Genomic DNA, 22,456 nt, shown 5'->3' with positions numbered 1-22,456 from the left:
CGATGTCTGCCAAACACGTTGTCACCACGCTCGCTCTCGCCGGCGCCATGTCGACCGCGCTCGCGACGCTTGCCGCCGCCGGCCCGCTGACCAAGGCCGAGGCCGAGGCCGCCGTCGCCGCCAAGAAGGAGAAGTGCTTCGGCGTCGCGCTGAAGGGCCAGAACGATTGCGCCGCGGGCCCGGGCACGACCTGCCAGGGCACCTCGACCGTCGATTTCCAAGGCAACGCCTGGAAGTTCGTCCAGGGCGGCACCTGCACCAGCATCGACCTACCGGGCGGCAAGAAGGGCTCGCTGAAGCCGGTCTGACGGCCCGGCCGATCCATCACGCCACACGAAGGAAGCGGAGAGGTACCATGATCACGGCCATCAAGCCCGCCACCGTGCCGCTCCGCTTTTCACGTCCGATCGGCGGTGTCGCCGGAACGAGCTTCAAGACCGAGCACCTTCCCGCGATTCTCGAAACCGGCCCGCAAGCCGGCTTCTTCGAGGTGCACGCCGAGAACTACATGGGCGCCGGCGGACCGCCGCATCGCGCGCTGGAGATGATCCGCCGCGACCATCCGCTGTCCCTGCACGGCGTCTGCATGTCGATCGGCGGGCCCCAGCCGCTCGACAAGACGCATCTGGCGCGCTTCCGCAGCCTTGTCGCGCGCTACCAGCCCGCACTGGTCTCGGAGCATCTGGCGTGGTCGACGCATGAGACCAGCTTCTTCAACGATCTCCTGCCGCTGCCCTATACCGAGGCGACACTGGCCTGCGTCTGCGATCACATCGACCAGGTGCAGGAGGCGATCCGCCGTCCGCTGCTGCTGGAGAACCCGTCGACCTACCTGACCTTCCGCGAGTCCGCGATGAGCGAGACCGATTTCATTGGCCGCATCGTGGCGCGCACGGGATGCGGCCTGCTGCTCGACATCAACAACGTGTTCGTGTCCGCGACCAATCACGGCTTCTCCGCGCTCGACTACCTCGCCGATTTTCCGCTTGCTCACGTCGGAGAGATTCATCTCGCCGGTCACGCGGAGCAGACCGACGATGACGGCAACCTCCTCCTCATCGACAGCCATGACGGCCCCGTCGCCGATGCGGTGTGGAAGCTGTTCGAGATCATCATCGCACGGCGCGGTCCCCTGCCGACGCTGATCGAATGGGACAGCAGCATCCCGGCATGGCCGATTCTGCGAGCCGAGGCCGCCGCCGCGCAGGCGATCCTCGATCGCTGCAAGCTGGCCGCGGCAGCGGAGGATCGCCATGCGGCGTGATGCTGACCTTGGATTTGCCGCAGCCTTCGCGCCGCCGCTGCTCGACCCCGCGCGCGAGGTGCCGATGGCCGTGGCCGGCCGGAACGGCAAGCCGGCAGGCCGACGCTATGACGTCTACCGCAACAATGTCACGGTCAGCCTGATCGAGACGCTGGCTGCGATCTACCCGGCGGTGCACCGCATCACGGGACCCGATTTCTTCCGCGCCATGGCACGCTTCCATGTCCGCAGCACCCCGCCGGACTCGCCGCTGCTGTTCGAATATGGCCGCGACTTTCCGGACTTCATCGAAGCTTACGAATATGCGCAGGACATGCCCTGGCTTGCCGACGTCGCACGGATCGAGCGGGCCTGGCTCGATGCCTATCACGCCGCCGACGCGCTGCCGCTGTCGCCGGCGCGGCTGTCCGCCATCGCGCCGGAGCGACTTGGCGATCTCGTTCTCGCACCGCATCCGGCCACACGGATCGTACGATCGCCATATGCGGTCGTGACGATCTTTGCCGCCAATCGCGTCGACGCGCCCACCGCGCGCGTCGACGCGTCCACCCCGGAAGACGCCCTGATCACACGTCCCGAATTCGACGTCGTGGTACGCCACCTTCCGCCCGGCGGCGCGATCTTTGCCGCCAGCCTGATGTCCGGTCAGGCGCTCGGCGCGGCCGCAATGGCGGCGTTCGACGCATCGGCTGAATTCGACATCGCCGCGAACATCGCCGGCCTGATCGAGGCGGGCGCATTCACCTCGCTTGCTGCTGGAGACGCATGATGATCACGGACCAACGCATGACGACCGGCGGCAGCCTGCCGTCACCCGGGCTGCTCGTCGACAAGGCCAATCAGCTGGTGCAGACGATTGCGACTCCCTCGCTTGTCCAGCTCGTGCTGCGCGTGGCGCTGTCCGTGCCGTTCTGGCGCTCGGGCATGCTGAAATGGGGCGGCTTCCTGAAGCTCAACGACACCGCGGTGACGCTGTTCAGCGACGAGTTCATGCTGCATCTGCCCGGAGGGCCCTACCACTTTCCAGCGCCGGCGGTGATGGCCTTCCTGTCGGGCTGCGGCGAGATCATGTTCCCGATCCTGCTGGTGCTGGGTCTCGGCACGCGGTTCGCCGCGCTCGGGCTCCTGTTCATGACCGTCATCGTCGAGCTCACCGTGCCCGACGGTTGGCCGATTCATCTCACCTGGGCGGCGATGGCGCTGGCCCTCATGGCTTACGGGCCCGGCAACATCTCGCTCGATCATCTGATCTGTCGCGCACGATCGCAGGCGCAATAGGCCCCCCTCCTTTGTGTCCGCAAGCACGCCGTCATCCTGAGGTGCGCGCCCTCGCGCGCCTCGAAGGATGGGCCGCGGGCGCCTGTAGCCCATCCTTCGAGGCTCACCTTGCGATGCGAATGCATCGCAGGGTGAGCACCTCCAGCGACAACCGCTTTGCGGTTGCGCGGGGATGACGTCGGTGGGTGTGGTTGACGTCGTTAGCCTCTCACATCCCGCTCAGGCCGCTATCGACCGCCAGCGTCTGCGCCGTGACGTAGACGCTCTCGTCCGACAGGAAGAACAACACGGCATAGGCGATCTCCCAGGCGGTCGCCTGGCGGCCGAAGGGGACGTGGCCTTTGCCGCGCGAGGGACGGCCGGCGCCGGCTTCGCGGCCGTTGGGGGTGTCGACGAGGCCGGGATAGACGAGGTTGGCGCGGATGCCGCGGCGCGCGCCGAGATGGGCGATGTTGCGCATCAGGCCGCCGAGCGCAGCCTTGGAGGAATCATACACCGCCATCTGCGAGCCGGCCTTCAGCGCCGCGATCGAGGAAATGAAGACGATGGCGCCGCCATCGTCGAACTTCGGCAGGCCTGCGCGGCAGCACAGCATCGGGCCGCGGACGTTGACGTCGTAGATTTTGTTCCACTCCTCGGGGCTGACGGCATCGAGGCCGGTCTTGCCGAAGGTGCCGATGTTGAGCACCATGCCGTCGAGGCCGCCCATCGCGCCATGCGCCTCCTCGATCATGCGGACGACGTCGGCTTCGCTCGTGACGTCAGCGGCGATGGCAAAGGCCTCGCCGCCTTCGTCGGTGATGCGCTTCACCGTCTGCCCGGCGGAGCTGCGGTTGAGATCGGCCACGGCAACCTTCGCCCCCTCGCGCGCGCATAAAATGCTCATGGCGCGGCCGTTGCCGATCGGATCGGTGGCGGCGTCGAACACGCGCTGGCCGCCGCCGACGATGAGGATGCGGCGGCCTTTCAGGCGGCCCCTGCCCGGCGCTTCGCCCAATGATTCAGCGCTGGGTGGACGGACGTAACGCTCCGGCTTGCTCTCGGAATTTTCGGCCATGCGACCCGCCTATTTCTTGCCGCCGTCATAGACCTTCATGCCGGCCGCGGGATCGAGATCGGTCTCGGTCGCCTCCGTGAGGCGCGCCATCATCATGTAGAAGCCGAGCGCGACGATGGATTCGACGATCTCCTGATCGCTGAAATGTTTTCGCGCGGCGGCGAAGGTCGGCTCGGGTACGCGGACGTTCTCGACCACTTCGCGGCCGAACTTGAGCAGCGCGCGCTCCGCCTCGCTCAACGCGGCAGAGTCATAATCGCTGCGCTCCACCGCATCGATTTGCGCTTGCGTGCAGCCGACGCCGAGCGCGATCGGCACGTGCTGGCGCCATTCATAGGCGCCGCCCTCCAACTGCGCGGCCTGGAGGATCAGCAGCTCGCGGTTGACAGCGCTGAGCTTCTGCTTGTGCAGGATCGAATTGCCGAGCCGCATCGCCGGGATCATGTTGGCCTCGGCATGGGCCATCATGCGAAAGATGTTGAGCTTGACCGGCATGCGGTCGAACGAGGCGCGGATGTCGCCGCTCGTCGTCTCCGGGTCAATCAGGGGCAGCCTTGCCACGCGTTTCTCCCTTGGCTTTGCGCTTCTTGTTGTCCTCGCCACCTGCCGCGATCAGCGACAGGAAGAAGGCGAGATAGCGGTCGATCGCCTCGATCACCTTCGGCCGCGCAGACGGCGTCGCGCCCATCACGTAATGCTCGAGACGGATGTAGATCAGGCCCGCCGCGAACAGCCGCGCGGTCTCGCGCGGATCCGGCGTCGAAATCAGGCCGGCGAGCGCAAAGCCACGGAAATAATCCGTCATCAGGCTCTGCTCGCGCGCATAGAAATGATCGGCGAATTTGGCGCGGATGCCGGGCACGCGGTTGCGCTCCGCGGTGATCACCTTCTGGAACTGGTGCTCGCGCGGGTCGGACCATTGCGCGACGAGGTCCAATGCAAACTGCCGGCAGAACGCGGCGGGCTGCCGCGCCAGCTGCTTGTAGCGCGGCTCCTCCAGCCGGCTCGCCGAGCTGGCCGGACCGTGCTCGGCCACGATCGCTTCCAGGATCGCGGCCTTGCCGACGAAGTGATTGTAGAGGCTGCTCTCACGGATGCCGACGCGGCGCGCGAGCTCGCGCATCGAGGCGCCGCCATAGCCGCTCTGCGCGAACAGATGGAGCGCTTCGTTGAGAATGCGCTCGCGGGTCGTGGGCGCGGCGGCTTCCGCCGCGCTGGTGGTGTGGACAGCCATGATGCCTTGACTAACGAACGATCGTTCGCTAGTCAACCGGACGAACGATCGTTCGTTTGCCAGCCTGGCGAGAACGATCGCGGCCCGCAAGTCCGCGGGCGCTGTTCTCGCGTTTCAATTCCGCCCCTTGAGAGGCGGAGAGCAATTTGGGGAGACGATGTCATGGCGCGCTTTGCCCGCCTTCGCCTGGGTGCGGCCTGCATCCTGTTGCCGCTGCTCGCAGCCGGCACCGTCCAAGCCCAGAACGCGAAATACGATCCCGGCGCCGACGACAGGACCATCAAGATCGGCACCACCGCGCCGCTGAGCGGCCCGGTCTCGGCGTTCGCGCAGATCGCGAAATCCGCCGAGGCCTATTTCCGGAAAGTGAACGACGACGGCGGCGTCAACGGACGGCGCATCCAGATGATCATCGCGGATGATGCCTATAGCCCGCCGAAGACGGTGGAGCAGACGCGGCGGCTGGTCGAGAGCGAAGAGGTGCTGCTGATTTTCGGCGGCGTCGGCACGCCGACCAACAGCGCCGTGCACAAATATCTCAACGACCGCAAGGTGCCGCAGCTCTTCCTGGGCTCGGGCGCGGCGAAGTGGGACGATCCCAAGAACTTTCCGTGGACCGTCGGCTGGCAGCCGACCTATCGCGACGAAGCGATCGCCTACGCCAAATACATCAAGGCGAGCCATGCCAATGCAAAGATCGGTGTGCTCTATCAGAACGACGATCTCGGCAAGGATTATCTGAAGGCGCTGGAAGAAGGGCTCGGCGGCGGCGAAGCCATCGTCGCGCGTGCGGCCTACGAGACCTCGGCGCCGACGGTCGACACGCAGATCCTGCAACTGAAGACCGCGGGCGCTGACGTGGTGCTGGTGGCTGCGACGCCAAAATTCGCGGCGCAGGCGATCCGCAAGATCGGCGAGATCGGCTGGAAGCCTGTGACCATCATCTCCAACGTCTCGGCCTCGATCAGCGGCGTGCTGGAGCCGGCCGGGAAGGACAATTCCACCGGCATCATTTCCAGCCAGTATCTGAAGGACGCAACCGACCCGGCCAACAAGAACGATGCCGGGTACAAGGAATGGCTGGCGTTCATGGACAAGTATTTGCCCGACGCCAACAAGAGTGACTGGCTCAACGTCTACGGCTACACCATCGCACAGACGCTGGTGACGGTGCTGAAAGCCTCCGGCGACGACCTCACCCGCGCCAATGTGATGAAGCAGGCGACGAGCCTCAAGGACGTCAAGCTGCCGATGCTGATCAACGGCACCGCGGTGAGCAACTCGCCGGAGCGCACCACGCCGATGACGAGCCTCCAGCTGATTCGCTTCGACGGCACGCGCTGGGTGCCGTTCGGCGATCTCCTGAAGAACTAAAGCATGCGGCAGGTCAGGGTCGGCAGCATGCGGATCGATCTCGTCAGCGAGATCGCTTCGCTCGCCTTCGACAAGACCTGGCTGTTCGCCAACGTCACCGACGCGGTGATCGCGGAGAACCGGAGCTGGCTCAATCACCGCTATATCGAGCCGGAGACCGGCCGCTTCATCCTCAGCCATCACTCCTATCTCGTACGCACGCCGCGCTGGACCGCCATCGTCGACACCTGCTGCGGCAATCACAAGAAGCGGCCGCGCGTGCCGGTATGGAACGACCTCGACCAGCCCTATCTCGACAACATGCAGGCGCTCGGCGTTGCGCCGGAAGAGGTCGACTTCGTGATGTGCACGCATCTGCATGTCGATCACGTCGGCTGGAACACGCGGCTCCTCGACGGAAGCTGGGTACCGACCTTCCCCAACGCGCGCTATCTGATGGGACGCGAGGAGTACCGGCATTTCGAGGCCGCGCACAATGCGGCGCCGAGGAGCCCGGTGAACCATGGCTCGTTCGAGGATTCCGTGCTGCCGGTGGTCGCGGCTGGGCTTGCCGAGTTCGTCGAGACCGACCATCGCCTGTTCAGCGACCGCGACGCCGCCTTGCGCTTCGCGCCGGCACCCGGCCACACCGCCGGCAACATGCAAATCCACCTCAATGGCGGCCACGACCATGCGGTGATGTCCGGCGACGTGATCCATCATCCGATCCAGTGCGCGGCGCCGTGGCTGTCGAATGCCGCCGATGTCGATCCGGCTGCGGCGGTGGCGACACGGATGGCGCTGCTGGAGGAGCTCGCGGATACGCCGAGCTATCTGCTCACCGGCCATTTTCCGGCGCCGACCGCGGGCCGTGTGATCCGGCACGGCGATGCCTACAGATTTCGTTTCGAAGATTAGGGAATGCCATCATGATGCTGCGCACGGTCACGCTTTCGTTTCTCGCATTGCTGTCTGCCGCGCTGCCGGCACGCGCCGAGGATTCCGCCGCCTACCCCACCCACAAGATCAGGATGCTCTTGCCCTACGCGGCCGGCGGCGGCGGCGACGTGGTCGGCCGGCTGCTCGCGGACAAGATGGGCAAGCAGCTCGGACAGAGCATCTATATCGAGAACCATACGGGAGCTGCCGGCACGCTCGGCACGCAGATGGTCGCGACCTCGCCGAACGACGGCTACACCATCACCGTCGGCGGCATGACCACGCATGTGCTGGCTCCCGCGATCTATCCAAAGCTGGCTTACGATCCGATCAAGGATTTCACGACGATCGGCCGCGTCGGCACCTCCTCGATCATGCTGGTGGCGACCAAGGATTTTGCCGCGAACGACATCAAGGGCCTGATCGCGCTCGCCAGGAAGGGCGAGCCGGTCCAGTACGGCAGTTGGGGTGTCGGCTCGACCGGGCAGTTCTGCGCGGAGATTCTGGCGCAGCAGACCGGCATCAAGATGGAGCACGTGCCGTTCAACGGCATCGCGAAACTCGCCGGCGACCTGCTCGGCGGCCACATCTCGCTGGCCACGCTCGACATGGCGACCGCGACGCCGCTGGTGAAGGACGGCTCGATCAAGGCGCTGGCGGCCTGCGGCGAGCGCTCGCCGAGCCTGCCCGATGTCGCGAGCTACAGGGAGCAGGGCGTGCCGTTCGACCGCAGCCTGTCCTGGGCGATGTATGCCCCTGCCGGCCTTGCCGAGCCGATCGCGAAAAAACTATCGGCGGCGCTGAAGGAAGCGCTCGGCGATGCCGAGGTGAAGACGAAGCTCTTGGGGCTCGGCATCACGCCGCAATTCGTCCCCGGCGACGAGCAGCGCGACATCAACGCACGCGACATCGCGGCCTGGAAGCAGGTCGCCAAGGATGCCGGCATCGAAGTCAAATGAACCAAGCAATAGAGGGAGCGCGGGCATGAGCCGCATCTTCGGCGCAGTGCGCCAGAACGGATATGTGGTGCGGGACATCAAGGCCGCGATGACACACTGGATCGACACCATGGGCGTCGGCCCCTGGTACTACATAGACCGGGTCAAGACCGACTGGTTCCGCCATCGCGGCCAGGACTCCGCCGTCGAGATGAGCATTGCGCTGGCCAATTCCGGCGACCTCCAGATCGAGCTGATCCAGCAGCGCAACGATGCGTCCTCGCTGTACAAAGAGTTCCTCGACGCCGGCCACGAAGGCCTGCAGCACATGTCCTACTGGAGCCATGACTACCAGGCGCTCTACGACAAGGCGCTCGGACTTGGCTACAAAGTGGGCCACGAGGGCCAGATTGGCGGCGACAAGGGACGCTTTGCCTATTTCGACACCCAGGCGCATCCGGGAACCGTGATCGAGATCTCCGATATCAGCGGCACCAAGGGGCCGTTCTTCGAAAAAGTCCGGCAAGCGGCGATGAACTGGGACGGCTCGCGGCCGATCCGGGAGGTCGGCGGCGCGAAATCGTAACGTCCATCGCCGGCGCTGCGACGAGGAGAAGCGCGGGCCGGCGCCAAATAGAAATTGTATTGCGGCCCCGGTCGGATATTCTCGACGATATTGCAGATCCCGGCTTGGGGGCCGTGATGCGGTTTTTTTATCTCTTTGTTCTCAGCGCCGCTCTCAGCACTTCGGCGCTCGTCTTTCAGCCGATCGCGGCATTCGCCGACCAGCGCATGGCGCTGGTGATGGGCAATTCGGCCTATCAGCGCGCGCCCAAGCTTGCCAATGCGACCAACGACGCCAACCTTCTGGTCGAGACCTTCAAGAAGGCCGGTTTCACCGTCGTCGATGCCCGCAACGACCTCTCCGCCCAGGACATGCGGCGCACCTTGCGCGATTTCGGTGCCAAGGCCCGCAGCGCCGACATTGCCGTCGTCTATTACGCCGGTCACGGCATCGAGATCGACGGCAGCAATTATATCGTTCCGGTCGACGCCCAGCTCGAGAACGATACCGACGTCTATGACGAGACCATCGGGCTCGACCGCATATTGGTCGCGATCGAGCCGGCGAAGCGGCTGCGCCTCGTCATCCTCGATGCCTGCCGCGACAATCCGTTCGCCAAGAACATGAAGCGCACGATGGCCTCGCGCGCGGTCGCGCGCGGCCTTGCCAAGGTCGAGCCGTCGAGCCCGAATACGCTGGTGGCCTTCGCCGCCAAGGCCGGCCTCACCGCACTCGATGGCGACGGCAAGAACAGCCCGTTCGCGACGGCGCTGGCGCATCACCTCGCAACGCCGGGCCTCGATCTGCGCAAGGCGTTCGGCTATGTCCGCGACGAGGTGCTGCAGGCCACGACCAACCGGCAGGAGCCCTTCATCTACGGCTCGCTCGGCGGCGACGACGTCGTGCTGGCACCGGCAGCAGCGCCTGCTGCTCCGCCGCCCGCGCCGGTCGCGTCCACCGATGCGAGCGCATCGCGTGACTACGAATTCTCCGAGCGCATCGGGACGATCGAGGCCTGGGACCTCTACATCGCCGCGCATCCCAGCGGGTTCTACACCGATCTTGCGAGAGTTCAGCGCAACAGGCTTGCCGCAGCACCGCCGCGCACGGCGCCGGCCACCGCCGAGATCGAGCCGAAGAAGATTCAGATCGCACCCGCCCTGCCGCCGCAGCCGGAGGCAACCAAGCCCGTTGCCGCGCCGAAGCTGGCGGCCGCACCGGCCATCGTCACGCCCCTCGCGCTCACCGCCCCACCGGCACCCGAGACCAAGAGCGTCGCCGCCGTGCCGGCCTCGACCTGCACCACGCGAACGGCGCGGCGCGGCAACGATGCCGTCGGCGGCCCCTTCATCCCGGTCTCGATCAAGCCGAATGTCGAGGGCGCGAGCGTTCGCACCATCGCGGTCTCTCCCAACGGAAGGGAGATCGCGACCGCCGGCGACGACGGCGTGATCCGGCTCTGGGATGCATCCTCGTTCCGGCAGACCCGCGTGCTGCGGGGACATGCCGGAGCGGTCTACGCACTCGACTACTGGACCGACGGCACGCAGCTCGCCTCCGCCGGATGGGACGGCAAGGTCAAGGTGTGGGACCTCAGAAGCGACGGCCAGAGCCTGACCTTCGATGCCGGCGCCAAGCAATTCGCGGTCGCCTTCGCGCCGGAGCCGTCGCTCAAATATGTGGCGTCGGCCGGCGAGGACGGCGTCGTACGGATCTGGAATCTCGGCACCCGCGAGCTGGCCAGGAGCAGGCTGGATCACCAGAGCCCCGATCCCGCGCGCGCGGCGGTGCGTTCGCTGAGCTATGCGCCCTCCGGCTCCGGCGAATTCGTCTCCGCCGGCTATGACGGCAGGATCAGGTTTTATCGCACCAGCGGTGCCATCGACGCAAAGGACGCCTACGGTCGCAAGGCGCTGCGCGTGGCCTACTCGCCCGACGGAATGCGCGTCGTCACCGCCGGCTCGGATGCGGAGTTTGGCTCGGCCAAGGTCTGGGACGTCAGGAGCGCGACGTCACGCCTCCTGACCGGGCACAAGGACTATGTCGTGTCGGCGAGCTGGTCGGCGGACAGCAAGCGCATCGTCACTGGTGGCGGCGGGCGCGACAAATCGGTAAACCTGTGGGATGCCGACAGCGGCCGATTGCTCGCAAGCTTCGCGGGCCATCAGGAAGACATCGAAGCGGTCGCGTTCTTCCCGGGGGGTACCCGGCTGATCTCCGCGAGCGAGGACAAGACCATCAAGGTCTGGGATGTCGCAGAACGACGCCTGCTCCTGACCGCCATCGGCTTCGGCGACGACGGCTTTGTCAGCTTCACGCCCGAGGGCTGTTATGCCGGTTCAAACGGCGTCGAGAGCCGGCTCAGCATCTCCAACGGCAGCCGCTACGAGCCGATGTCGCTCGAAGCGCGCAAGGCGATGCAGGAACCGGCCGGGTTCACGTCATTGCTGGCGCGCTAGAGGGCGACCCATGGTAGCCTGAGCTCGCGCTCCAAACCTTCAGCGAGGCAAGCATGTCCAGCACTGACAAGGTTTTCGCCGGCTCGATTCCGAAAATCTACGACGAGTATCTCGTCCCGCTGATCTTCTCCCACTACGCTGCCGACATCGCGAGGCGCGTCGCCGCTCTCTCTCCGTCGACGCTGCTGGAAACCGCCGCAGGCACTGGCGCGGTCACGCGGGCCGTGACGGCGGCGCTGCCTCCCGGCATCCGTTACGTCGCGACCGACCTCAACGAGCCGATGCTTGCGGTCGCGGCGCAGCACCAGAGCGGGGACCCGCGCGTGACCTGGCGCCAGGCGGATGCCACCGCCCTGCCCTTCGACGCCGCGGCGTTCGACCTGGTCTGCTGCCAGTTCGGCGCCATGTTCTTTCCGGATCGCGTCAAGGGTTACGCCGAGGCGAAGCGGGTGTTGCGGCCGAACGGCACGTTCGTGTTCAACGTCTGGGACCGCATCGAGGAGAACGTGTTCGCGGACGAGGCGACGGCGGTGCTCGCAAAGATCTTTCCCGATGATCCGCCCCGTTTCATGGCGCGGACGCCCCACGGCTATCACGACAAGGCCGTCATCAAGGCCGACCTGGAGCAAGCGGGCTTCGGCGACGTCTCGATCGAAACGCTTGCCGCGGTGAGCCGCGCGCCGACGCCCGAATATGTCGCGTTCGCGTACTGTCAGGGAACGCCCTTGCGCAACGAAATAGAGGCCAGGGATGCGAGCAAGCTCCAGGCTGCAACCGACGCCGTCGCCGAGGCGATCCGTGCGCGCCATGGAGCAGGCCCCGTCGAAGCCAAGATCCAGGCGCTGGTGATCACGGCGCGGCCGTAGTCGCGGGACGCGTCAGCCCGCGTCCTACCAGAAGCTCCGCGGCATCGGTTGCGCCGGCTGATAATACTGGTACTGGCCGCCGCGCTGGCGGCGCGGATTGACCGGTTGCGGGTTCGGGTCGCGCGGCTGGAAGAAGAAGCCAAAACCGTTGCCGCCCCAGCCGTCGTCGCTTGCCATTTCCATCGGCGGCGCGGTCGGCTTGCGGGTGATGAAGCCGCCCTGCGGATGATTGCTCAGGACCGCCACGAACTCGGTGCGGTAGTTGGTCTCGGCGCTCAGCGGCTCGTCCGAGATGACGATCGACGAGCGCGGCAAGGCGGTCGGGCCGATGCGATCCCACACGTCCTGCGGGATGGTGATGCGGTCGAGCGCGTTCTTGGCACTATCGCCGTTGTCGATCGTGACCACGCTCCAGCGCAGGCCGGTATCGTTCTTCGCCATGGCGGTGAAGATGTGCGTGCCGAGCGGCTGGTCGGGATTGCGGATCGTGACGGGAACCTCGATGCTGGTGTCGAACACTTCGCCGCCACCATCCGGCGCCGGCTTGTGCGTGTTCCGCCGCACATAGAGTTTTTGCGTCGCGCGGCTGATGTAGACGGACACCGGCTCGAGCGCGAGCTTGGCGTCGGTCGCGGCTTTTACAGCCTCGGTCTTCTTGGCCGCGGCCACCTTGGCGGCTTCCTTCGTCGCGGCGACGGCGTCGCGCTTCGGCTGGGCGGCGGCCTTGGCGGCGTCGAGCTGGGTTGCCGCATCCACGGCCCTGGCCGCGGCCTTCTGCTTCAGCTCATCGGCCTTTGCCTTGGCCTGGTCGTTCCTGGCATTCGCAACCAGCTTGTCGGCATAGGCGTTCTCGGCGTCGGCGCGCGCCTTTTGCTGCTCGAGCTTGCGGAGCGAAGCCGGGAGCGATTGCGCCTCCTTCGCGGCCGCTGTTGCAGCCTTCTTGGCCTCGTCGGCTGCCCGGATCGCCTCCTCAGCTTCGCCGGAGAGCTTGCCGATCCGGTTGGGCGCCGCCGCAATGGCTTCACGCTTCGGCACGAACAGCGAGGGATGGGCGAAATCGACCGGGGCGGCGTCATCAGGCGAGATGATCACGCGCATGCCGATGTTCGTCTTGTCGAACAGCCCCTCGGCAAAGCCGAAGGGCATCCGCACGCAGCCGTGCGAGGCGGCATAGCCCGGCAGCGGCCCGCCGTGCAGCGCGATGCCGTTCCAGGTGATGCGCTGCATGTTCGGCATCCAGGCATCGTCATACATGGTCGAGCGGTGGTCCTTGTCCTTCTCGACGATGGCGAAAACGCCGGCCGGCGTCTCGCGCCCCGTGGTGCCGGTCGAGACCGGCGCGCGCAGGATCCAACCGTCGGCGTCGTAGAAGGTGACCTGCTGGCTCTTGATCGACACGATCGCCATGATCGGCTCGCCGGCCTCGCGCGGCGCCACGGCTTCGGCTGCCTGGCGCGCCTGCTTGGCCGCGGTCGCCGGACCCGCCACCGCAAATGCGACCATCGCCGCCAACGTCACAATTCCGGGAGGTCCCCAACGCCGCATCGCCAGGGTGGATTGCGCCGTTGTCTTCAGGTTTTTCATGCGATCCTCGGTCGAAATGCCAGTCCGCGCCGGTATCGGCCAAATGTCAGTCAGATTGCGATCTTTGGATTAAGAAATCGCAGCCGCCATCCGTTCCGTATCCAGCGATATTCGGCCCGTTCCGCCGGCAAATCTCTCATATACGACGGCCCGCGCGGGCGGAAGGGCGGCCTGTGGCCGGGGCTGGCGTGAAGCTGACGGTCAATGCTGCGGCACAATGTCCGTCTTCAGGGGCGGCGCGGACGGGAGCCGGGCGAACGACGTCCCCCCTCGATGAGCCGCGCCATCCCGGCCCCGAGCGCCCCGAACAACGCAAAAACCATGAGGGGAAGCACGCGCGAAGCGGCCGGCGCAACCTGTTCATGTTGCACGAGCAGGAGCACCAGAAGCACGGCGATGCTGAGAAGCACGCAGATGAGCGCCGCCGCAACGCCGACCTTGCGCAAGACGAAGGCAAGCTCGGTCGTGGTCATGATCCTGTCCGGCGCTGTTGAGCGGTCCGCAATCTAGGCTCCGCCAGGGCGGCAGGATGTGACCGGGATCACGGAGATTTGCGTGATGTGGCGTTACTCAACCGATTGTATGACCTTGCCGGTGCTCACCGCGATCCATTTCGACGCTTGAGCAGGATAGACGTTCCGTCATCACGGTCCTGCATCACACAGAGACCGAACCAGATGGTTTTTGTTTCCATTGCATTCTTGTGACATAAACCACAGAGGCTTTCGCTGCGTGCTGCTAACGTCGCACGCATGATGAAACATATCGGACTACCGATCGCGCTCACGGTTCTGCTCCTCGCGACGCAAGGCTTCGCTGCCGAAACCACCGGTGCAGGTTCGACTTTCGTGTCGCCCGTGATGACGAGATGGATCGACGCCTACAAGGCGAAGACCGGCAATGCCGTCAGCTATCAGGCGGTGGGATCCAGCATCGGCGTCGGCCTGGTCAAGAAGGCCGCCGTCGATTTCGGCGCGACCGACATGCCGCTCGATCCAAAGGAGCTGGAGAAGCTCCACATGATCCAGTTCCCGATCGTGATCGGCGGCGTCGTTCCGGTCGTCAACATCGACGGCGTCAAGCCGGGCCAGATTCATTTCACGGGGCAGGTGCTCGCGGACATCTATCTCGGCAAGCTCAAATCCTGGAACGATCCCGCCATTCGCGCGATCAATCCCGAGCTGACGCTTCCGAACACGCCGATCACCGTCGTTCACCGCATCGACGGCTCCGGCACGACATTCAACTGGTCGAACTATCTTTCAAAAGTCAGCTCGCAGTGGAGAACGACCGTCGGCGAAGGCACCGCCGTCGAATGGCCGGTGGGGCTCGGCGGAAGGGGCAATGACGGCGTCGCCTCGCTGGTCGGCCTCGTTCCGGGCTCGATTGGTTACCTCGAATATGCCTATGCCCTGCAGCGGCTCGACAAGATCTCGTTCGGGGTGGTGCAGAACAGCGCCGGCAATTTTGTTGTCCCCGACGCCGCCTCGTTCCAGGCAGCAGCCGCAAGTGCGGACTGGAAGGCCGAGAAGGATTTCCATCTCGTTCTCACCAATGCTCCGGGCGAGGATGCCTACCCGATCACGGCCACGACATTCGTGCTGATGTCCAGGCAGCCGAAATCACCGGAGAGATCGGCCGCAGCCATCGACTTCATCCGCTGGTCGCTGGACAGCGGAAAGTCGCAGGCCGAAACGCTCAACTACGTTCCGTTGCCGCCGGCCCTGGTCCAGCAGGTCGAGCAATACTGGCAGCAGAATTTCGAGGCGGGCACCATGACGGCGGCGGCCAGCGGCAAGCGCTGACGACGCCGAACGTGCTGTCACCGACGGCCGACGGACAGACCAGCCTCCCCAAACGAGACCAGCCGCAGCCGCTCCTCATCCCACAAGGCCAGCCGCACGGTCCGCAAACTCTGGAGCAGCGTTATTCGCCCGATTCCGGCGAGCTGCGGATGGTCGCGCAACACGTCCGGCAAGCGATAACAGGGAATTCGACTGGACAAATGATGGATGTGGTGGACGCCGATATTGGCCGTGAACCATCGCAGGACGCCCGGCAAGTGGTAATGGGAACTGCCGTGCAGCGCAGCGTCGTGAAAATTCCAGGTCCCGTCATGGGACCAGTATGTGTGCTCGAACTGGTGCTGGACGTAAAACAGCCAGACACCGATCGACGCCGCCAGAACGATGATCGGCAGATGTACGAGCAGCAAGGGCCCATAACCGACCAGCCAGATCATCGCGGCGACGAGAACCGCGATCGCGATGTTCGTGCCCATTGTGCTCAGCCAGGGCTTCCAGCCGCCGCGCATCATCCCGAGCGGCAATCGATGCTTCAGGATGAACAGATACGAGGGACCTACGCCAAACATCACCATGGGGTGCCGATACAAACGATACAGCGTCCGACGCCATCGCGGCTGCGCGAGAAACTCGCGCACGGTCAACGTATCGATGTCGCCCAGGCCCCTGTGATCGAGATTGCCGGAGCCCGCATGATGGTGTGCATGGTTATGCCGCCAGTAACCGTAGGGCGTCAGCGTCACGACACCGATGGCCCGGCCGACCCAGTCGTTCACACCACGGCCGCGGAAGAACGAACCATGTCCGCAATCGTGCTGGATCATGAAGAGGCGGACCAGCAAGCCCGCCGCGGGCACCTCGAGCAGCAGGGCCAGCCAATAGCCGTGGTCGAGAGCGACCCAGATCAGAGCCCAGATGATGAGGAACGGCACCGCCGTGATCACCAGCTCGAGGACACCGCGCGCACTGTCGGGCTCGCGATAACGGGCGAGCAACTGCGCCGATGCGCGGATTTCCGGCGTCCTTTGAGTCATAACTGATCTGCTCCTGAAAATGCCCGCCTTGAGAGGCACGGTTGCTGCCCACGGCCGCCTCCGGCCGTTGTGCCCCGCGCATTCTCATATTGATCCGTGCCTGGATATCGGGCCGAGCGACATTGCTCACGCCAAGAGCCAGCGCTCCCGCCGACAGTACAATACCCCGCGACCGAGGCCGAAAGCCAGCACTACCATCCTGTCGTCAGCAAACGGCGAACATATTTGCCGGCCGGCCCGCAATTTTTCGGGATCTGAGCGATATTGAACCGTGGCCGCCCCCGGAGCACGGCATGCTCACCGTGTCGCGCAGCCGGCGAATCGGCTGCCTTCGGCGGCCCTGGGTCAAGCATACCGCAGCCTCGTGAGACATCGCGGCTAGACGCCCAGCGCCTTCCGGTTGAAGGTCCGCAGGAGGCGCAGCGACAGCGTTCGCACATTTGCGACATTGAGGAGCCACGCCGTGGCGGCGTAAGCGAGCCCGCCGGCGAGGCTCACGATGGTCAGCGCGACGGGGCCGGTGCCGTCGACTTGCGATCTCGCGATCAGGATCGCGCCCGCCATCGCCGCGGCGGAGGCAGCAACGCCGGCGAGGCGGTTGACGTCGAACGGCACGGGATGGGCACGGTGCATCAGAACGATTGCGACGACGAAGCCCATCGCCTCGGTCGCGAGCGTCGCCAGCGCCGCGCCATGGAGGCCGTAGCCCGCAACCAGCGCGAACATCAGCGCCACGCTCACCACCAGCGTGAGGAAGGACTGCGTCGCCAGCATGAAGGGCCGCTCGGCAAGCTGAAAGCTGATCTGCACGTAGAACTGATTGGCGATGCCGAAGAGGCGGGCGAGCACCAGGGTCGGCAGCAGCGCCGACACGCCGGCGCGGAAATCGACGCCGACGAGCGTGCCCGCAACCTGGTCGGCTGCAAGCGCCAGCCAGATGGCGACGGGTGCGACGACGACGAGCAGCAGCTCGAGGCTCTCGGTGAGCCGTTCGCGAGTCGTCTCGCCGTTCTTCTCCGACAGCGATCGGAACACCAGAGGCACGGTCGCCGCGGCGACGCTCGAGGCGATCATCACCATGAACTGGCGCGGCAGATCGGCGGCGACGCCAAAGATGCCGGCGGCGTCCTTGCCGAGGAGATAGGCGACGATCAGACGGTCGCAGGTCGAGTACAGCGCGACCGAAAGGCCGGCCAGTGTCAGCGGCAGGCCATAGCGCGCCAGCTGCATGAACTGGCTGCGCTGGAAACCTGCGATTCTGGTGCGGTCGCCGACGAGATTGAGGATGATGCCGGTCAGCGAGCCGAGGCCGAACGCTGCGAGCAGGCCGATGCCGCCCCAGCCGAGCCAGATGCCGAGCAGGCCAAAGCCCACGCTCGATACGCTGCGGACGATCGAAATCGCCGCGAAACGGTAGGGACGCAATTTGGCGCGCTCGAACTCCTGGCCGACATCGACCGCATTGGCCATGATCGCGACGAACATGCTGGCGAACAGCAGCTCGACGCTGACGTCGCTGCGGAACAGAAAGACCAGCGGGGTGGCGGCGCAGAGCACCGCGACCGTGAGCCCGAAGGCGACCATCGCCGTGCCGCGAAAATCCACCTCCGCCGACATCGCCTGATAGCGGGACACCGACAGCTTGATCCAGGCGAAGAAGACCGCGCCCAGAATGCCGGCGAGGCTGATCCCGACGACGTAGACGCCGTATTCCGCGGGCGTCAGCAGCCTCGTGTAGGCGGTCACGGCAAAGAAGCCCACCGCCGCAGGCAGGATGTAGGCGACGAGGTAGATCGAGAAATGGCGGTTCAGCATGCGGGCACGGGACCGGCGGCGTCTCGAGGATTAACGGGGCGTTAAAACAGTTGGCCTTTGCTGCGGCATCGCACTGCGCCACCAGCGCCGGTCAGGATAGTCGCATAAGCCTGCAAATCGGATCGCGAATGAAACGTGTCCGCGGTTATCGCGCGTTAGCGTTAAATTTGCCCTGTCCTTGTAGGAACCGGCGGGATCACAGAAAAGAAGCAATAATATCAAACGGTCGCCCGACTTCTCCGATGCCTGGACGTGACTGACATGGACGTTGCCGAACGAACACAGGCGCACCCGACCTCCTGGCCGCATGGCGGCACCGACGCTCCGCTGGTTCCGGCGGGGTTCGGCACGCAAAGGCGCGACAGGATGGTCCTCAACCTCTTCTTCGAAGAGCGGGACGATCGCTGGTTTCCCGGCGACCGCCACATCCGGCCGCTGCTGCGGCGCCTGGTCATGGGCAAGTCCTTCATCAGCGGACAGCGGCGCGTGCTTCTCAATCTGTGCGCGGGCCTCGACCGTCTCGGCATCCGCTATCGCGTCAACGATTACCGCTACATCCGGAAGCACCCGGAGGAACTCGCCTGCATCATCGGACGCTCGTTCGTGCTCGACTGGTCCAGGTGGAAGAACCCGCTGCTGCTCGGCGTCGCCATGTATGACCACCCGGTCGATGCACCGGAGCGCCTGAAGGACCTGCAGGTGAAGCGCGTCCTGGTACCGTGCAAATGGTACGCCGACATGTTCCGTCCGCACTGGCCCCACGTCGACGCCTGGCCCGTCGGCATCGACACCGACCTGTGGACGCCGGCGCCGGCCGACCGCAAGAGCGTGGACGTGCTGCTCTATGACAAGGTTCGCTGGGACTATGAGCGATATGAGCCCGAGCTGATCGAACCTATCCGGAGGCATCTCGAAGCCAGCGGCCGCACGGTCGAGGTGATCCGTTACGGTCACTACAAGGAAGACGACTACAAGGCGGCGCTTGCGCGTTGCCGCAGCATGATCTTCCTGTGCGAGCATGAGAGCCAGGGCATCGCCTGCCAGCAGGCGCTGTCGAGCGGCGTCCCCGTCTTTGCGTGGGATCGCGGCGGACCATGGCAGGATCCGAAGTATTTTCCGCACAAGGTGAGGTACGAAGGCGGCGTCTCGTCCGTACCCTATTTCGACGCACGCTGCGGCATGACCTTCACCGATGCGAGCGGTTTCATCTCCGGCTGGAGCCGGTTCTGGTCGCATGTGAGCGCCGGTGACTTCGCACCGCGCGATTATGTGATCGAGAATCTGACGCTCGAGAAGGGCGCGCTCCACTATTACGAGATCGCCGAAGCCGTGATGCAGAACCAGGCGTGACCAGGCTCGACAGACGCGAATTTCTTCTCGGCAGCGCCGCAGCGCTTGCGGCGGGCGCATCCGCGTCAGCGCTGCCGGCCTCGAAACTGGCCCAGCGCCGTCCGGGCTTTGGTGCTGCGGCCACGCTCTGGGATCTGCAGGCCGATCCACGGCTCGGCGAAGCCATCAGCACCTACTGCACGCAGGTCGTGCCGGTGCTCGAGCTGAAATGGCCGATGCTGCGGCCGGACGCGCATACCTTTGCTTTCGAGCGCGCCGACGCCATCCTGGATTTCGCGCAGGCGAACGATTTGACGATGCGCGGTCACGCGCTCGCCTGGTATCACGACATTCCGGACTGGACCAAGCAGATCAAGAACTCCAAAGGCGTCGAGCGCGCCTTCGTCGACCACATCGGCACCGTCGTCTCCTACTACAAGGACAAGCTGACGTCGTGGGACGTCGTCAACGAGCCGATCCCGGACAATCCACGCAGTCCGAAAGACCGGCGCGACACGTTCTGGACGCAGCATCTCGGCAACGGCTGGATTCCGCTCGCCTTCCGCACTGCGGCCGCGGCCGATCCCCACGTGAAGCTCGCGATCAACGAATACGACATCGAGTCGGTGAAGGACTCCTTCATCGCCAAGCGCGCAGCCTATCGCAACCTGATCATGGAGCTGCTCGACCAGGGCGTTCCGCTCCACGCCGTGGGATTGCAATCGCATCTGCATGCCGAGCTCGAGATCGACACGCACGGGCTGGCCGAATTCGTCACCGAGCTGCGCTCGTGGGGCCTGGACGTGCTGGTCACCGAGCTCGACGTCGACGATCAGAAGCTGACGGGTAGTCCTGCAGAGCGCGACGCCATCGTCGCCAAGCGCGTCGATGATCTGCTGACGGCCGTTTCGACCAGCGGCCCGGTGCGCTCGATCCTGACCTGGGGCCTTTCGGATCGGTATAGCTGGATCAACGGCACCTTCGCCCGCAAGGACAAGCAGCCGAACCGGCCGTTGCCGCTCGACGGCGAGTTCAAGCCGAAGCCGTTCATGGACGTCATCAGCAAGTTCACGAAGAACGTTTGAGCGGCGCCGGGCCCTAGCGCGTCGGCACTTCGAATCCGACCTCGTCTCCCATGTGATCGGGCGACAGGCTCGGGCCGCGGCGGTCGCGCGAGTTCAGCCGAAACACGTCGCGGATGTCGTCGATCGAGGTCGACGAATAGGACTGGATACAGAGCGCGACCTGCTCGGGCGCGGCGGCGCGCATCATCGCTTCGATGGCCGGACGGTCCAGGCGCGTGTCATCCCAATGCGAGACCGCGATGCTGTCTTCCGTCACCCGGTGCGCCGACAAATGCTTCGGCGAATTGGCCACGAAGTTGCCGTAGAGCAGGTACTCGGAAAACTTCTTCTTCCGGCACAGCGCGAGGGCCCAGCCGAGGCCCGTCGCCGACTTGATGGCGTCGGTCATCGCGCGCGCGGTGTCCCTGTCCCAGACCAGCGCGTTGCCGACATAGTCGTCCGCGGGGAAGGTGCGGTCCTTCACGCCGAGCAGCTGGTCGACGGTGCGCAGCCACAGCACGTGCAGCGGATGGTCGGGATCGATCCCCCTGCGCGTGACGAACAGCGGCGTCTTCTCACCGCCGGCATACTGGCCGACGTCGAATTCGCGGAAGAACAGATTGTCCGAATCCAAGATGCAGACGCGCTGCTCGGGCGCGTTGAGGACGCCGGCGATCTTCAGGATCTGCTGGATGTGCCAGCCGTGCACGGGTGACGACAGCAGCGACAGCCAGACGCGTCGTTTGCTGATGAACTGCAGCGCCGGCGGCAGCGCCCAGAGCCATTTCGGCAGGTAACGCGAGGCCGGAACGATGACGCGCTTGTCGGAGGCGAACCGCGCGAACAGCGGCACGTCCTCATCGTTAACGAGAACATAATGCCGCGTGTATCCCGAGAGCCAGGTGTCGATGCTCTCGCTGAGCAGCGAAAAGCGTTCGATATCCTTGGCATAGCTAGCAGTCAGCAGTGCAACGGAATGCATGGAGCGTGCTCAAATGGCCATCAAGCCACAGTCATAGCCGCACCGGGAGGTGCTGGAAACTCACAATCGCAATCAAGGTAAAATGAAACGAAGCATTACCCATCCGACGGCAGTCCCTGCTCGATGCCGCGAAACCGCAGCGGCGCCAAGGCGGAGGCGCGCTGCCACCAGTCGGCGACGCGGTCGTCCAGCGCGGTGGTGCCGCGGCCATGGCCGGGGAAGATCCGGATCTGCTGGACCGGCTCGGCCTCGAACCCCCTGCCCTTGCGCGTGATCCTGATGACCGCGCCCTCGCGGTCCCGCTGGGTCAGCGGCACCAGAAGGCGGCCGCGCGGGCGGAGCGACTGGAGCCAGAGCGGATGCGGATGCGAAAAGCCGGCATGCACGATGATCACATCGGCGGGCTCGCCGACGTCCTCGCGCCCATCGCCGTCGATGACCTCGACATTGCGATAGTCGCGAAGATAATTCGCGGCACGGGCAGCAAGCCGCCCGTCGCATTCGATGGCACGCACCCTGCCCTTCGGACCGACAATCTTCGACAGCACCGCTGAGAAATAGCCGAGCCCGCAGCCGATCTGGATCACGCGGTCCTTCTCCCCGACGCCGAGCACATCGATGAAATGCGCCCACAGGCTCGGCAGACCGGTGTCGAGCTTACGGCGCGCGTCGATCGCGACCAGCACATTGTCGTAGAGATGAACGGGATCGGCGTCGGGCGTCAGCCGATAGCTGCGCGCCGCCTCGCTCTTGATGCGCCAGGGCCCTCTCGCCAGAAAATGCTCGCGCGGAACGGTGGCCAGGGCTTCGAGCAGGCGCTTTGAGGAGATCCGCTCGCGCTTTGCGATTCCTTCCACGTAGCGCGCACGCGCGGCGGCGAGATCGCTCAT

General features: G+C 65.3%; 22 protein-coding genes. 13 read left to right on the top strand and 9 right to left on the bottom strand.

Annotated elements, in window-relative coordinates:
* Positions 1–2 precede the first annotated feature (2 nt).
* From AC1RUR_RS34765 to AC1RUR_RS34750, 4 genes are read left to right on the top strand one after another with little or no spacing between them, the layout of a single operon-like run.
* Positions 3–308: a BufA1 family periplasmic bufferin-type metallophore gene (locus AC1RUR_RS34765; RefSeq protein WP_492852517.1), complete on the top strand. Its 306-nt coding sequence runs from the start codon at positions 3–5 to the stop codon at positions 306–308.
* Positions 309–355: 47 nt separating this feature from the next.
* The gene (bufB, locus tag AC1RUR_RS34760) at positions 356–1,264 is read left to right on the top strand and encodes an MNIO family bufferin maturase (RefSeq protein WP_492852515.1); all 909 of its coding nucleotides are present in this window, start codon (positions 356–358) and stop codon (positions 1,262–1,264) included.
* Complete coding sequence (locus AC1RUR_RS34755) at positions 1,254–2,033, top strand: HvfC/BufC N-terminal domain-containing protein (protein ID WP_492852513.1); 780 nt, start codon at positions 1,254–1,256, stop codon at positions 2,031–2,033. The genes bufB and AC1RUR_RS34755 overlap by 11 nt, the downstream gene beginning before the upstream one ends.
* A complete protein-coding gene (locus tag AC1RUR_RS34750; RefSeq protein WP_492852511.1) occupies positions 2,033–2,542 on the top strand; it encodes a DoxX family protein in 510 nt (169 codons plus the stop codon). The genes AC1RUR_RS34755 and AC1RUR_RS34750 overlap by 1 nt, the downstream gene beginning before the upstream one ends.
* Before the next feature lie 208 nt (positions 2,543–2,750).
* Here the strand turns inward: AC1RUR_RS34750 and AC1RUR_RS34745 are convergent, their stop codons facing one another.
* The 3 genes from AC1RUR_RS34745 to AC1RUR_RS34735 are packed head-to-tail and all read right to left on the bottom strand — an operon-like array spanning position 2,751 to position 4,833.
* Complete coding sequence (locus tag AC1RUR_RS34745; protein ID WP_492852509.1) at positions 2,751–3,599, bottom strand: SDR family NAD(P)-dependent oxidoreductase; 849 nt, start codon at positions 3,597–3,599, stop codon at positions 2,751–2,753.
* Positions 3,600–3,608: 9 nt separating this feature from the next.
* Positions 3,609–4,160, bottom strand: a complete 552-nt coding sequence (locus tag AC1RUR_RS34740; RefSeq protein ID WP_492852507.1) for a carboxymuconolactone decarboxylase family protein — start codon at positions 4,158–4,160, stop codon at positions 3,609–3,611.
* Positions 4,138–4,833 (bottom strand): TetR/AcrR family transcriptional regulator, encoded by a 696-nt coding sequence (locus AC1RUR_RS34735; RefSeq protein ID WP_492852505.1) that lies wholly within the window; start codon positions 4,831–4,833, stop codon positions 4,138–4,140. The genes AC1RUR_RS34740 and AC1RUR_RS34735 overlap by 23 nt, the downstream gene beginning before the upstream one ends.
* Before the next feature lie 162 nt (positions 4,834–4,995).
* Here AC1RUR_RS34735 and AC1RUR_RS34730 point away from each other — a divergent pair, with 162 nt between their 5' ends.
* The 6 genes from AC1RUR_RS34730 to AC1RUR_RS34705 all read left to right on the top strand — a co-directional run bounded on the left by AC1RUR_RS34730 (position 4,996) and on the right by AC1RUR_RS34705 (position 11,953).
* Entirely contained in the window at positions 4,996–6,207 is a 1,212-nt protein-coding gene (locus AC1RUR_RS34730; RefSeq protein WP_492852503.1) for an ABC transporter substrate-binding protein, read from the top strand.
* 3 nt (positions 6,208–6,210) lie between these two features.
* Positions 6,211–7,104, top strand: a complete 894-nt coding sequence (locus AC1RUR_RS34725; protein WP_492852501.1) for an MBL fold metallo-hydrolase — start codon at positions 6,211–6,213, stop codon at positions 7,102–7,104.
* 11 nt (positions 7,105–7,115) lie between these two features.
* Positions 7,116–8,084: a Bug family tripartite tricarboxylate transporter substrate binding protein gene (locus tag AC1RUR_RS34720; RefSeq protein WP_492852499.1), complete on the top strand. Its 969-nt coding sequence runs from the start codon at positions 7,116–7,118 to the stop codon at positions 8,082–8,084.
* A gap of 25 nt (positions 8,085–8,109) precedes the next feature.
* Positions 8,110–8,649 (top strand): VOC family protein, encoded by a 540-nt coding sequence (locus tag AC1RUR_RS34715; protein ID WP_492852497.1) that lies wholly within the window; start codon positions 8,110–8,112, stop codon positions 8,647–8,649.
* Positions 8,650–8,765: 116 nt separating this feature from the next.
* Positions 8,766–11,087 (top strand): caspase family protein, encoded by a 2,322-nt coding sequence (locus AC1RUR_RS34710; RefSeq protein ID WP_492852495.1) that lies wholly within the window; start codon positions 8,766–8,768, stop codon positions 11,085–11,087.
* A 53-nt stretch (positions 11,088–11,140) separates the two neighbouring features.
* Positions 11,141–11,953: a class I SAM-dependent methyltransferase gene (locus tag AC1RUR_RS34705; protein ID WP_492852493.1), complete on the top strand. Its 813-nt coding sequence runs from the start codon at positions 11,141–11,143 to the stop codon at positions 11,951–11,953.
* Positions 11,954–11,977: 24 nt separating this feature from the next.
* Here AC1RUR_RS34705 and AC1RUR_RS34700 read toward each other — a convergent pair whose 3' ends face one another.
* A complete protein-coding gene (locus AC1RUR_RS34700; protein ID WP_492852491.1) occupies positions 11,978–13,537 on the bottom strand; it encodes a L,D-transpeptidase in 1,560 nt (519 codons plus the stop codon).
* A 227-nt stretch (positions 13,538–13,764) separates the two neighbouring features.
* Entirely contained in the window at positions 13,765–14,010 is a 246-nt protein-coding gene (locus tag AC1RUR_RS34695) for a hypothetical protein (RefSeq protein ID WP_492852489.1), read from the bottom strand.
* Positions 14,011–14,289: 279 nt separating this feature from the next.
* Between AC1RUR_RS34695 and pstS the strand changes: the two genes are divergently transcribed.
* A complete protein-coding gene (pstS, locus tag AC1RUR_RS34690) occupies positions 14,290–15,342 on the top strand; it encodes a phosphate ABC transporter substrate-binding protein PstS (protein ID WP_492852487.1) in 1,053 nt (350 codons plus the stop codon).
* Positions 15,343–15,359: 17 nt separating this feature from the next.
* Here pstS and AC1RUR_RS34685 read toward each other — a convergent pair whose 3' ends face one another.
* The gene (locus AC1RUR_RS34685) at positions 15,360–16,376 is read right to left on the bottom strand and encodes a fatty acid desaturase (protein ID WP_492852485.1); all 1,017 of its coding nucleotides are present in this window, start codon (positions 16,374–16,376) and stop codon (positions 15,360–15,362) included.
* A 378-nt stretch (positions 16,377–16,754) separates the two neighbouring features.
* Positions 16,755–18,191 (bottom strand): lipopolysaccharide biosynthesis protein, encoded by a 1,437-nt coding sequence (locus AC1RUR_RS34680; protein WP_492852483.1) that lies wholly within the window; start codon positions 18,189–18,191, stop codon positions 16,755–16,757.
* A 261-nt stretch (positions 18,192–18,452) separates the two neighbouring features.
* Between AC1RUR_RS34680 and AC1RUR_RS34675 the strand changes: the two genes are divergently transcribed.
* The gene (locus AC1RUR_RS34675) at positions 18,453–19,541 is read left to right on the top strand and encodes a glycosyltransferase family protein (protein ID WP_492852559.1); all 1,089 of its coding nucleotides are present in this window, start codon (positions 18,453–18,455) and stop codon (positions 19,539–19,541) included.
* A complete protein-coding gene (locus AC1RUR_RS34670; RefSeq protein WP_492852481.1) occupies positions 19,538–20,605 on the top strand; it encodes an endo-1,4-beta-xylanase in 1,068 nt (355 codons plus the stop codon). The genes AC1RUR_RS34675 and AC1RUR_RS34670 overlap by 4 nt, the downstream gene beginning before the upstream one ends.
* Before the next feature lie 13 nt (positions 20,606–20,618).
* Here AC1RUR_RS34670 and AC1RUR_RS34665 read toward each other — a convergent pair whose 3' ends face one another.
* Entirely contained in the window at positions 20,619–21,566 is a 948-nt protein-coding gene (locus AC1RUR_RS34665; protein WP_492852479.1) for a DUF6492 family protein, read from the bottom strand.
* A gap of 95 nt (positions 21,567–21,661) precedes the next feature.
* Positions 21,662–22,456 (bottom strand): protein-L-isoaspartate O-methyltransferase family protein, encoded by a 795-nt coding sequence (locus AC1RUR_RS34660; RefSeq protein ID WP_492852477.1) that lies wholly within the window; start codon positions 22,454–22,456, stop codon positions 21,662–21,664.

Source organism: Bradyrhizobium sp. GW821-FHT12B03, from assembly GCF_058807535.1.
The sequence above is the reverse complement of the archived record's forward strand: the minus strand, read 5'-3'. Positions and strand labels throughout refer to the sequence as shown.